Origin of the sequence: Proteus sp. fly-1089, from assembly GCF_040138965.1 — a bacterium.
Classification (GTDB): domain Bacteria; phylum Pseudomonadota; class Gammaproteobacteria; order Enterobacterales; family Enterobacteriaceae; genus Proteus; species Proteus vulgaris_B.
Genome location: NZ_JBEETS010000004.1, coordinates 258,187 through 270,726, shown reverse-complemented (window position 1 = coordinate 270,726; position 12,540 = coordinate 258,187). Strand labels below are relative to the sequence as shown.

The following is a 12,540-nucleotide window of genomic DNA, read 5'->3' as shown; positions in this document are numbered from 1 at the left end:
TGCGAAGGGAATAAAAATGTGATTTAGATCTTTTACCTTTCTATTTCTTTCGTTTATTATAATTCGTAATTAAACGAAAGATGAGAGGCAAACATGTATCTGGTTTCTACCCGTAATATGCTCAATAAAGCACAGCGTGAAAATTATGCTGTTCCTGCTTTTAATATTCACAACTTGGAAACTATCCAAGTTGTGATGGAGACGGCTGCTGAAATGGCATCCCCCGTTATTTTAGCAGGTACACCAAGTACGTTTGCTTATGCAGGTAGTGATTATTTGATCTCTATTTGTCAGCAAGCCGCAGAACAATACCGAATTCCCGTTGCACTACATTTAGATCATCATGAAGACATTCCTGATATTTGCCATAAAGTCACTTCAGGCGTGCGATCAGCCATGATTGATGCCTCTCATTTTCATTTTGAAGAAAACATTCGTATCGTCAAAGAAGTTGTTAACTTCTGCCATCATTGGGATTGCACTGTAGAGGCTGAATTAGGTCGCCTTGGTGGACAGGAAGATGATCTTATCGTTGATGCTAAAGATGCCCTATTCACCGATCCTGATTCAGCAGTACAATTTATTAAAGCAACTGGCATTGATTCATTAGCTGTGGCGATCGGCACCGCACATGGCATGTATAAACATGAGCCTCACCTTGATTTTGATCGTTTAGAAATTATCCGCCAAAAGACTGATATTCCGTTAGTTCTCCATGGTGCATCGGGGATCCCTGATGATGATGTGCGCCGTTGTATTGATTTAGGTATTTGCAAGGTCAATGTTGCAACTGAACTAAAAATTGCTTTTTCCAACGCGATTAAGCAGTACTTTTTAGATAACCCTGATGCAAGTGATCCTCGCCATTACCTTGTACCGGGCAAAGCCGCAATGAAAGCGGTGGTTGCAGATAAAATTCGTGTCTGTAAAAGTGATGGGAAACTGTGAAAACAAATAAAACTGTCGCCATTATTGGCGAATGTATGATAGAGCTTAGTGGCCAACCATTCTTACCACAACAACAGCGCTTTGGCGGTGATACGCTAAATACAGCACTGTACTTAGCGCGACTTATCCCTACATTACATCCGTACTATATGACAGGTTTAGGCTCTGATACTTACAGTACCTTAATGAAAAAAGCATGGGAAGAAGAAGGAATTAACTGCCAGTCTGTTATTACTATTCCTGAAAAACTTCCCGGCCTATATGCTATTGAAATTGATGCTCATGGTGAGCGCAGTTTCCATTATTGGCGAAGTGATGCGGCCGCTCGTTATATTGCGACCGATAAGCGTTTTTTAGACAGTTTCGATGCGCTTCCTGATGATAGCGTCATTTATCTAAGCGGCATTTCTCTTGCTATTTTAACCCATGAAGGAAAAATCGCTTTACTCACCTTATTAGCGCAGCTTAAACAGCGTGGGATCACCTTAATTGTGGATTCAAATTATCGACCTCGTTTATGGGATTCAATACCTCATGCGCAAGAGTGGTTTGAAAAACTGTACAGACTTAGCGATATCGCTTTAGTTACAGGGGATGATGAAAAAATGCTTTGGCAACAACCCATTTTGACAGAACAAAGCATTGCACAACGCCTTCATCAATGGGGTAATCAAAACGTGATTGTTAAACTCGGTACTCATGGCGCTTTCTGGTCTGATGGCAACAATACAGGCTATGTTTCTCCCAAACCTATTGATTCTGTTATTGATACCACCGCTGCAGGTGACTCTTTTAATGCCGCTTTTATTGCAGCTTGGCTGCAAAATCAAAGCCTATCGACTTGCTGTTTATGGGGAAATACCTTAGCTGGGCTTGTCATTCAACACCATGGCGCCATCATTCCTCATGAAATTACTGATTCATTCTACACACTAATCAAGGATAACCATGATACAGTCAATTGTTGATACACTTTCCTCACTGAAAGTGATCCCCGTGATCCAAATTAATCGCGCTGAAGATGCAATCTGGCTGGGTGAAATTCTAACCAAAAATCAACTACCTGTTGCTGAAATTACCTTTCGTACACCAGCAGCAGCCAAAGCCATAAAACTAATGCATGAGCACTTTCCTGAACTTATTTTATGTGCAGGAACAGTATTAACTGCACAGCAAGCAGATATGGCAAAAGAAGCTGGAGCAAGCTTTGTTATTTCTCCGGGTTATAACCCAAGTACCGTTGATTACTGCCTTAATAACGGCATTGATATTGTGCCGGGCATTAACAATCCAAGCCAAATAGAGGTCGCACTTGAAAAAGGCTTAACCTTACTTAAATTCTTCCCTGCAGAAGCCTCTGGCGGTGTAAAAATGCTAAAAGCATTGGCGTCACCTTACGCCCAAGTGCAATTTATGCCTACAGGTGGCATTAGTTTAAATAACGTGAGTGATTATCTTGCTATTCCACAAGTTGTTGCTTGTGGAGGAAGCTGGATTGCTACAGCAGATACCATCGATAAACAAGATAAAGAAACCATTGTTAATCATATTCAAAGTATCCACTCATTATTAAAAACATATAAGGGATAAATAAAATGAAACAGGTTGCCGTTTTATTAGCTGATGGATTTGAAGAAGGTGAAGCCGTTATTTTTATTGATATCATGCGCCGTCTTGATATTCATGTTGATGTACTTTCTTGCATGGATAGCTTGGTCTTAAATACTTATTTTGAAACTAAAATCAGCGCTGATTTTCTATTAACTGAAAAGCTAACACATAGCTATGACGCAATCATGATGCCGGGTGGTCCTAAAGGCACAGATCGTTTATGTGCTAACGAGCAAGTTATTCAATTTATTAAACGCCATATTACTGAAGATAAGTATATTTGTGCGCTATGCTCTTCTGGAGCAAAAGTATTAGCGGCACATCATCTTCTTGAAGGTCGTAATTACAGTACTGGCGATAAATTAGCAGATAAATACGATGATGGTCATTATCTTGATCAAGATGTTGTTGTTGATGGAAAGTTTATCAGTGCAAAAGGGTTAGGTGTGAGTTTTGAATTTGCCTTTACAGTAGCTCGCCATTTATTAAGCGACAATACAGAAAAAGTAGACTGGCAAGCTAATCATATTTATTTCAAACACTGGCCGTTAGATTACCTAAAATAGCTAACTTAATTATTATTAACGATATAAAGGGGATTTACTCCCCTTTATATTTTCATTTTTAATAATGATAAATCAATATACAAAAATTATTTTTGTTTAAATGCATGAGGCTCAGAATAGTGCCACAATTTATCCCAATACTCTTTAATAAAGGTGCTAACAGCCTCTTCGCCTTCAACAAGATAGTTAAATTCTGACAAATATCCTGGGTACATATTATCTGAACCAACAATATACAATTCATCATCGATAATAGTCACTTTTGCATGATTCCCTTGGTGCTGGCGCAACTTTAGAATAAATACCACTCGCATTAACCAATGACCAGAACGGATGTCCAATATCACCTTTTTTAGGGGGATCTTCGCTCAGAGGTGCTTCTTTTAGTGTGGCTGTATAAGATGATTCATCTGCATCAGGCCATTTATAAGTTTTACCTTCCGTTTGTAGTGCTTTTGGTACTTTATCGGTAAAAAAGAATGGTGCAATTTTAATACGACGTAGTGCTGACTCACGAATTTTATCGGGATCAGAAATAACAGCATCGGTCTCAATATCATGTGTCAGATAATATTTAAATAATTCAAATGTTCTTTGTGCACCAGAGCCAAATGAATATTGATCGCCATTCGCATCCGCAGCTGCATCTAATGGTGAAACAACAATTTCAACTTCTAATTCTGGATTTTTTAATAACGCTTCAATGATCCAATGGCAAACTGAGTGATCTTTCCATTTTTTCTTCCATGCGCTCACAACATCTTGCTGAGACATACGAATTTTTTTCTTCGCATTTTTTATAAGGTATTCCTTCATTTTTTCGGAACCTTTCTTATAATCAGTGCGCATATCAGCTCCTTCCCAATATTTTCCTACTGAAAAAATACGGTCAGTTTTAAAAAAGCCTTCATCCGGCGATTTAGCTAAGCTTTCTTCATTTATCTTTTTAATTTCTTTTAGAATACTTTTTTTCGTTAATGGATCGGCAATGTGATAACTTGCTTTTTTAGCAACCCATTTGTTTTTTTTACTATCAAAATATTCTTTTGTAATTAAATCCTTACCCACATCCCACATGTTATTTAAAAATAGCTGTGAATGAAGTGCAGACTTACCAATAACTTTAACTGAAACATCATGAACTGGTGGATAGCTTTTAAAAAGATCCATATTTAAATTATGACCACCAACAAAAGCTTCACTACCATCGACAGCAATAATCTTTGTATGATTCCATGTCATTCGTGTATCTAATTCAGAAATAAAATCTTCTGGTAGCACTTTTTTTTCTAAAGAAACTTTTAAGCCATCAATAATACGATAAAAACGACCAATCCAAATATCTGGAATACATTACCAATATTTCCCACGCTCTTTAATCAATTCAATAAGATCTTTTTTCAATGCCAGATATTCAGGTGTTCCACTAAAATAATATTTCACACCATTTAATAAAACTGTTGGCGTTTGTGCAAATAAGAATCGAATTTGCGCACGTTCTTTACGCCCTTTCTTTTCAGAAAAAGATTTATCAATTGCAGTAAGAATAATTTTACGCCATTCCTCATCAGGAGCATTAAGCGATGAAATATCACAGCGATACAATATTTTATCTAAGATAGATGTAATAGCCTGTTCAAACTCAGCCTCACGTTCTATCGCTTTTGGCATAATTTCTTTACCAAATGGCATTCCCCATACATGAGGAGTGTCAAAAATCTTCACATAATTATTTTCTGATGTTTCATTGAAGAAGCCTTTTAATTCTGTTTTTAATCCATCAATAAGTTTCATAATATTCCTTTATTTTACAAACAGGACAACTATATTATTTAAATAAAAATTTAAATAATTAGATTTTTAATTAAGATAGATAAAATATTTTTATTCCTATAAAACATTTCTATCACACATATGACAACTTGATATAATTTCAATTATCTCCACATAATACTCACTCTCTTTTCTTATTAAAAACAAAAAACCAACGCCTTATATTTTAGGTGTTATTAATAATAAAGAAATTATTATTTAAAATAGTGATTTAATAATAAATAACTGTTGTTATCAAACTAAAAAAATAGTTACATCTATATTTATTGACCTATCAATCACTCCTTATAAATTATTATTTATTAGCTTACTCTCTTTTATAAATAATATTTAACAGGTATAGCTGTATTATTTTTATCAGGAGGAAGTATGAGTTTTGCAAATAGAGTTAAATCAAGAAGAGATACCTTAGGACTTACTAAGAATGACATTCCCCAAATGTCCCCCCTAATAATAACTAACTCTGTTATTGGGGGAGTTATCTCAAAAACAGTTTTATCTGTTTAATACTTTCGTTATAGATTTTGAGATAAATAATCTTGAATCTTATTATTGTCTAGACTTTACCTTCACGTATTTTTTCTTCTGTTTGATAATAATGCCTATGAACAGAAAATAGCTAAATATCATGTAATATGCTGTCATTATCCTCTATATCTCATCGAGTATCATTATCGACATACGCATAACTATCACTCCCTTCAATGTTTTTTCATTACTAATTAATGTCTGACCAATTAGATCCAAAGTGATTTAGCTCATATCTCTTCATGACTTAACTTACATTCTTGTTTCTCCACCTTCAATTACTAACAAAGCGAAACTAAATAAAAGGTTATAATATATAGAGTAAATTATTAAGCATATATTCTATGTACAAATACTGAGTAACGGTGTTCTTTATAACTCACAACAGAATAAAATAAAAAATTAATTTATAATTATTATATAATAACTAAAAATTTAAATAATTATAGAAATATAAAACTAATAAAGTTTTTTACTCATTTTTGTTGTTACATTTTATTTTTAGAGATATCTCTTAAATTTATTAAGATAAATTGATTTGTTTAAAATTATTTAATATAAGTAATCATGCCTTAAGTTAAATTTCTTGGTAGTGAATTTACTTATTATGACCACTCTCAAGAGATCCTTTATTCGTTTTAATACAAGGATTTTATTATGTCAGATAGTTTTCAAAATGAAGTTCCTAAAGCGCGGGTAAATATAAAACTCGACTTACACACAGGTGGTGCACAGAAAAAAGTTGAATTACCTTTAAAACTATTGGCCATTGGTGACTACAGTAACGGAAAAGATAAACGTGTTCTTTCAGAAAGAGAGAAGGTCAATATTAATAAAAATAATTTCAATAGTGTTCTTACTGAATTTTCCCCATCGCTCAGTCTTACCGTAAAAAATACATTAACGAATGATGGCAACGAAGAAAATATAAATCTGTCATTTAAAGAAATGGCTGATTTTGAGCCAGAACAAGTTGCTCGCCAAATACCGCAACTTCGCGCCATGCTAGCAATGCGTAATCTCTTGCGTGATTTGAAATCTAACCTCCTCGATAACATCACTTTTCGCCGTGAACTCGAAAATATCCTTAAAGATCCTGCATTAAGTGATGAATTACGCGAAGAACTCTCTCAACTCGCTCCGAAAAAAGATTAATTGGGTTTTATCATTACAGGATTATGCTTATGTCAGTGAATAGCGAAAGTATTTCAAAGAGTACAACAACTGTACTTGATGAACCGGCCAATAGCGGTGTTTACGCCTCTCTCTTTGAGAAAATCAATCTCACACCCGTTTCTCAGGTGAGCGATATTAATATCTTCCAAGACAATAGTGCTCTGGCTGATACAACTGCAAATGAACGCGTTACAGTTGCGGTTCAAGTTTTTCTCGATCGGTTGAAATCTTCAGGCCAAAAGGTTGAACGTTTAGATAGAAATCTACTCGATCACCATATTGCAGATTTAGATAGACAAATTAGCGAACAACTTGATGAGGTCATGCATCATGCTGATTTCCAAAAAATAGAATCAGCATGGCGTGGACTAAAATTCTTAGTGGATCGTACTGATTTTCGTCAAAATGTGAAAATCGAATTACTTGATGTAGCTAAAGACGATTTACGCCAAGATTTTGAAGATTGCCCTGAAACTATTCAAAGTGGTCTTTATCACCATACTTATATCGAAGAGTATGATACTCCCGGTGGTGAACCTATTGCAGCCATTGTCTCTAATTATGAGTTTGATCGTAGCCCACAAGATATTGCGTTGTTACGTAATATTGCAAAAATCTCAGCGTCCGCACATATGCCATTTGTTGGCTCTGTTGGCCCTGCATTTTTTGGTAAAGACTCTATGGAAGAAGTCGCCGCCATAAAAGATATCAGCAACTATTTTGACCGTGCTGAATACATCAAATGGAAATCTTTCCGCGACTCTGACGATGCTCGCTATATTGGCTTAACAATGCCTCGTGTTTTAGGTCGCCTTCCTTATGGTCCAGATACCGTTCCTGTGCGTAGTTTTAATTATATTGAAGAGGTAAAAGGCCCAGATCATGAGAAATATCTGTGGACAAATGCAACCTTTGCTTTTGCCGCCAATATGGTGAAAAGTTTCATTAATAACGGTTGGTGTGTGCAAATTCGAGGCCCTCAGGCTGGCGGAGCGGTAAAAGATTTACCTATTCATCTTTATGATTTAGGAACAGGGAGTCAGGTAAAAATTCCATCTGAAGTGATGATCCCTGAAACACGAGAATTTGAGTTTGCTAACCTCGGTTTTATTCCATTGTCTTACTACAAAAACCGCGATTATTCTTGTTTCTTCTCTGCAAACTCTGCGCAGAAACCCGCGATTTATGATACCCCTGATGCAACGGCAAACAGTCGTATCAATGCTCGTTTACCTTATATTTTTCTCCTTTCACGCATCGCACATTATCTGAAATTAATTCAGCGTGAAAATATTGGTACTACGAAAGATCGTCGCTTATTAGAACTCGAATTAAATAATTGGGTTCGTAGCTTAGTCACTGAAATGACTGACCCAAGTGATGATTTACAAGCTTCTCACCCACTTCGTGATGCCAAAGTCGTTGTAGAAGATATTGAAGATAATCCAGGATTTTTCAGAGTGAAACTGTATGCCGTTCCTCACTTCCAAGTAGAAGGAATGGATGTAGATCTCTCGTTAGTATCTCAAATGCCAAAAGCGAAAGCATAAGGTGAAGCACGGATGAAAATATACCGCCCCCTCTGGAGTGATGGGGCCTTTTTGGCTCCTCAGCAATTTCAACAACAAGCAAGATGGGATAGCTATCTCATTAGCACTATCGCCAATATGACGATAGCATCAACATGGGGCGTGATTTGTGCTGAATTTGATGAAAGTGCTTTAACTATTTCACGCCTTAGCGCACAAAAATTAATTGTGCGTTTTCCTGATGGAACTCTGATCGATACGACACTTGCTGATAATTTACCGCCAGTCAATGAACTCAGCCATTATTCCCAACATCAAACACTTGATATCGTATTAGCTCTACCTTTATTGCAAGCCAATGGTGGCAATCTAATGCAAGAAGGTCGCTCTGATAGACCGCAACAATTCTATCAGGAGTGGATGAAAGTCCAAGATTTAATTGGTCAAGAACAAACGGATATTGCCGTATTACGCCACAGTATTACTTTACGCTATGCTCATGAAGAAAACAGCGCCTATATGACTTGCCCTGTTGCTCGGTTAATTCGTAACACTCAAGGCGCATGGGAACTCGATCAACACTTTATTCCCCCGTTGCTCAGTTGTAATGCAAGCGTTGAATTAACTACATTATTTTCAGAGTTTATGCATCGTTTAGTAGCGAAACGTCGTCGCTTAATGACGATGCGCCGCGAAAATAATGAGCAAATGGCTGATTTTGCTGTTGCTGATGTGTCACTCTTTTGGCTACTAAATGCAATTAACAGTGCGGAACCTGTATTAAGTGAATTACTATCATCAATGGGGCGTCACCCGGAGCTTCTTTATCGTGAATTAGTGCGTTTAGCGGGGGCGCTACTGACATTTTCACTTGATCATGAAAATGGCGATATTCCACTTTATCAACATTCATCCCCTGAACAGGTTTTTCCACCTTTATTTGGCTTACTTAATACCCTGTTAGAAGCGAGTTTACCTTCACGCGTAATTAGTATTGCTCTTGATAAAGAAGGGCCATTCTGGCGTGGTGAGTTGCATGATCCTCGCCTACGCGAAGATGCTGATTTCTATCTTTCAGTGCGTTCTGCATTACCTGCTCACTTGTTGATCACTCAATTTCCATTGCTTTGTAAAGCAGGTAGTAATGACGATGTTGCCAGTGTCGTTAACGTGGCACTTAACGGTATTCCATTACAACCATTAACGCATGTTCCTGCCGCTATCCCTCTACGTTTAGAAAACCACTATTTTGCTCTTGAACTCAATAATTCAGCGGGCCAAGCCATGCTGTCTTCAGGTCATTGCGCCTTTTATGTACCAGGAACATTAGGTGAAATTCAACTCGAACTTTTTGCGGTACTTCGCTCATGATGACTCATTCAAGAACAATTAAAAATAACCTGATTGATAGCCTTTTTGCTGATACTTGGTTAATGGTATGTCAGTTACGCCAAGGCGCCGAAATCTCCGATGGCAAAACGTTTTACCGACGCGTTTGTGAACATATTGACAAAACACGCCAAAATCTTACTGAAAAAGGTTACTCACCATCCGCCATTGAAAACATGCTCTACGCACAATGTGCTTTAATTGATGAAAGCGTGATGAATAGAACCACTCGTGATGATGGTTACTTACAGTGGATACAATCTCCATTACAAGCCAAATATTTCAATACGTTAGAAGCAGGAGATAAACTTTGGGATAGATTGCGTAATCTATTAAATGAACCTGCACCAAATCATGATGTGCTTATCTGTTTTCATCGTGTTATTACGCTTGGTTTTGTCGGCAAATATCGCCAAACCGATGCTCCAGAGCGAGAGCAAATAATTGAGTTACTTAATACCCAACTTCCCACTTATGCCCTATCAAGTGATTTACCTTTAGTAATGAAACCCAAAAACCGAATGAATCGTCGCCACCTATATTGGTTAGGGTGGTTAGGCGGATTTATCGTGATTGCAGCATTGTGGTGGGGCTTTTCTGTGTCATTAGAACATTTACTTCAACAATGGGTAATTCAAGGATAGTGATGCAAAAAAATATAATAAAACAGTGTGTTACATTGTTTTCAGCAAGCTTACTATTATGGTTAATTTGGGGATTTTGGTCTTTTGGTAAAGAGATCTCTTTTTTCCTGACGGCATTTATTTGTATCGTCACACTCTCTTTATGTATTTGGTTTCTCCGACAACAAAAAAGCATACCTTATCTTAAAGATACTCAAACAAACCAACTTCCTCCTGAAAATTACCAAGGTGATGTTGTTATTGTTTGTGGTCAATCACTAGCTCTTTTTGAAGAAAATCAAACTTATCGAGAAACAGCTAAAGGCTGGTATATCTGTGCGTCATCACCAATTGATTTGATTAACATTACTCAGCATATTAGTGATGTTTCTCCTACTCAATTTAACCGTTTATCACTGTTATATTCTCTCTTACCGGAACAACTATCACACATAGATGAAGTTACCCAAGAGACACTAAATTGGCGTAGAGCTATTAATGAATGTAATAAGAAAGCGGGTAAACCACTGCCATTTTGGGTGACTCTCTATCTTAATTCACCCATTGATTATCTAAACTCACATCTTGATGACACTACACCATGGATCATTCATTTAAAAGATCAGCAAGAATTACTCGTTGTTTCTGATAACTTAGCAACACAGCCTATTTCAAGATGGTTATCACAAAACACTAAGCACGTTGAACATCAACTCACTATGGCACTCTGGATTGATCAATTACTTGCTTGGTTAAAAAATACGTTTATTCCCCTGCTTACAGTTGCTCAATCTGGTGCTCCAAGCCTTATTCCTGTAGCTTGGGCAATACAATTCACTACTGTATCCACTGTTTCAAATAGCTGCTGGGCTCAGTTTATTCATCATAAAACTACATTATTCCCATCTATTACTAAAGCACCCAATCAAAGTGAAGAATTGCCATTACCTGATCTCCTGATTAATAAATTCACCCACGATGTCAACTTGCTGCAAATAGAAACCACCTTTGGTGTTGTTGGCATGATCTGTGGATTATATCTTATTGGAGCAATATCAGGAAGTTATCATCATAACAAACAGTTAATTTATGATATCGGTAATGATATTCATCACTTTAAAAGTCTTACCGATGAAAACTTAGAGCCTAAAAAAGTAGCTTATAAACAGTTACTTTCAGATGCAGCTTTTCTCTCCCATTGGCAACGAGAAGGTATTCCTGCTCGCTACTCTTTAGCGTTATACCAAGGTAATAATATATTGCCTTACTTGCATGCTTTACTCAGTTCATGGTCCCCACCACTGCCACCAGCTCCCATTATCGTACAAGAAGTCCCTGAAATGGTGACTTTAGATAGCCTTGCTCTCTTTGCTTCTGGTCAATATGAATTAAAAAATGAAGCCACCAAAGTCCTTGTTGATGCACTTATCAATATCAAAGCGAAGCCGGGTTGGTTAATTGTCATTTCAGGATATACCGACAATACCGGTAACTCTGATTTAAACCAAAAACTCTCGCTCAAAAGAGCTGAAGCTGTACGCGACTGGATGATCAAAACCAGTGATATCGCACCATCTTGCTTTGCAGTGCAAGGATATGGTCAACATCAACCTGTTGCAGATAACTCAACACTCGACGGGCGTGCCCGTAATCGTCGAGTTGAAATTCGCCTGATACCTCAAGCCGATGCTTGTCAGGTATTAGCTGATGACCTTACGCCACTGAAGGATGGTGGCAACTAAACCTTAGAAAGGAGATGTAATTATGGCTATTCCTGTATACCTCTGGTTAAAAGATGACGGTAATGCTGATATCAAAGGCTCTGTGAATGTTCAAGATCGTGAAGGCAGTATTGAAGTCGTCGCTCAAGATCACAACTTGTACATTCCAACAGATAACAATACTGGCAAATTAACCGGTACACGTATCCATACTCCATTTATCTTCGTTAAAGAAATCGATGCCTCTAGCCCGTATTTGTACAAGGCAGTTACAACGGGACAAACCTTGAAAAAGGCAGAATTTAAGTGGTATCGCATCGATGACGCAGGTCAAGAAGTTGAATATTTCAACACCACACTTGAAAACGTCAAAGTCGTAAAAGTGGCTCCTAAGATGCACAACATCAAAGATCCAACCAAAGAGAAACACAATCACCTTGAAGAAGTTGAATTGCGTTACGAAAAAATCACTTGGACTTACAAAGACGGAAATATCATTCATTCAGATTCATGGAATGAACGCGCTACTGCGTAACGCTGAAATAAACAGGTGGTTAACCGCCTGTTTTTAAAAACATTTAAATTAAAACACCATTACCTAATTACACCCTAAATA

14 protein-coding genes are annotated in these 12,540 nt (G+C 37.2%); 11 read left to right on the top strand and 3 right to left on the bottom strand.

Annotated elements, in window-relative coordinates; all coding sequences use genetic code 11:
• The first annotated feature begins 93 nt into the window (after nt 1–93).
• Genes ABN080_RS11915 through ABN080_RS11900 form a run of 4 tightly spaced genes read left to right on the top strand, consistent with a single transcriptional unit; the run spans nt 94 to nt 3,125 of the window.
• Complete coding sequence (locus tag ABN080_RS11915; protein WP_072069325.1) at nt 94–948, top strand: tagatose bisphosphate family class II aldolase; 855 nt, start codon at nt 94–96, stop codon at nt 946–948.
• Nucleotides 945–1,916 carry a sugar kinase gene (locus ABN080_RS11910; RefSeq protein ID WP_349441140.1) on the top strand — a complete coding sequence of 324 codons (972 nt, stop codon included), beginning with the start codon at nt 945–947 and terminating at the stop codon, nt 1,914–1,916. The genes ABN080_RS11915 and ABN080_RS11910 overlap by 4 nt, the downstream gene beginning before the upstream one ends.
• A complete protein-coding gene (locus tag ABN080_RS11905; RefSeq protein WP_349441139.1) occupies nt 1,897–2,538 on the top strand; it encodes a bifunctional 4-hydroxy-2-oxoglutarate aldolase/2-dehydro-3-deoxy-phosphogluconate aldolase in 642 nt (213 codons plus the stop codon). The genes ABN080_RS11910 and ABN080_RS11905 overlap by 20 nt, the downstream gene beginning before the upstream one ends.
• Before the next feature lie 5 nt (nt 2,539–2,543).
• Entirely contained in the window at nt 2,544–3,125 is a 582-nt protein-coding gene (locus tag ABN080_RS11900; protein ID WP_151435809.1) for a DJ-1/PfpI family protein, read from the top strand.
• An 86-nt stretch (nt 3,126–3,211) separates the two neighbouring features.
• On the opposite strand, the gene ABN080_RS11895 is transcribed toward ABN080_RS11900, so the two are convergent.
• The 3 genes from ABN080_RS11895 to ABN080_RS11885 all read right to left on the bottom strand — a co-directional run bounded on the left by ABN080_RS11895 (nt 3,212) and on the right by ABN080_RS11885 (nt 4,919).
• On the bottom strand, nt 3,212–3,385 hold the full coding sequence (locus ABN080_RS11895) for a phospholipase D-like domain-containing protein (RefSeq protein WP_349441138.1): 174 nt from the start codon (nt 3,383–3,385) through the stop codon (nt 3,212–3,214).
• Nucleotides 3,369–4,406 carry a phospholipase D-like domain-containing protein gene (locus tag ABN080_RS11890; RefSeq protein WP_349441137.1) on the bottom strand — a complete coding sequence of 346 codons (1,038 nt, stop codon included), beginning with the start codon at nt 4,404–4,406 and terminating at the stop codon, nt 3,369–3,371. Before ABN080_RS11890 ends, ABN080_RS11895 begins: the two co-directional genes overlap by 17 nt.
• Nucleotides 4,407–4,478: 72 nt before the next feature.
• Nucleotides 4,479–4,919, bottom strand: coding sequence for a phospholipase D-like domain-containing protein (locus ABN080_RS11885; RefSeq protein WP_349441136.1), 441 nt, complete (start codon nt 4,917–4,919; stop codon nt 4,479–4,481).
• Between the two features lie 408 nt (nt 4,920–5,327).
• Here ABN080_RS11885 and ABN080_RS11880 point away from each other — a divergent pair, with 408 nt between their 5' ends.
• The 7 genes from ABN080_RS11880 (at nt 5,328) to ABN080_RS11850 (ending at nt 12,459) form a co-directional block, all read left to right on the top strand.
• A complete protein-coding gene (locus ABN080_RS11880; RefSeq protein ID WP_349441135.1) occupies nt 5,328–5,465 on the top strand; it encodes a hypothetical protein in 138 nt (45 codons plus the stop codon).
• Nucleotides 5,466–6,143: 678 nt separating this feature from the next.
• Nucleotides 6,144–6,641: a type VI secretion system contractile sheath small subunit gene (tssB, locus tag ABN080_RS11875; RefSeq protein ID WP_349441134.1), complete on the top strand. Its 498-nt coding sequence runs from the start codon at nt 6,144–6,146 to the stop codon at nt 6,639–6,641.
• A 23-nt stretch (nt 6,642–6,664) separates the two neighbouring features.
• Nucleotides 6,665–8,212: a type VI secretion system contractile sheath large subunit gene (gene tssC, locus ABN080_RS11870; RefSeq protein WP_349441133.1), complete on the top strand. Its 1,548-nt coding sequence runs from the start codon at nt 6,665–6,667 to the stop codon at nt 8,210–8,212.
• A 12-nt stretch (nt 8,213–8,224) separates the two neighbouring features.
• On the top strand, nt 8,225–9,562 hold the full coding sequence (gene tssK, locus ABN080_RS11865; RefSeq protein WP_196553955.1) for a type VI secretion system baseplate subunit TssK: 1,338 nt from the start codon (nt 8,225–8,227) through the stop codon (nt 9,560–9,562).
• Nucleotides 9,559–10,224, top strand: coding sequence for a type VI secretion system protein TssL, short form (gene tssL / locus ABN080_RS11860; protein WP_196553954.1), 666 nt, complete (start codon nt 9,559–9,561; stop codon nt 10,222–10,224). Before tssK ends, tssL begins: the two co-directional genes overlap by 4 nt.
• Nucleotides 10,225–10,226: 2 nt before the next feature.
• Nucleotides 10,227–11,945, top strand: coding sequence for an OmpA family protein (locus ABN080_RS11855; protein WP_349441132.1), 1,719 nt, complete (start codon nt 10,227–10,229; stop codon nt 11,943–11,945).
• Between the two features lie 22 nt (nt 11,946–11,967).
• Complete coding sequence (locus ABN080_RS11850; protein ID WP_023583757.1) at nt 11,968–12,459, top strand: Hcp family type VI secretion system effector; 492 nt, start codon at nt 11,968–11,970, stop codon at nt 12,457–12,459.
• Nucleotides 12,460–12,540: the final 81 nt, after the last annotated feature.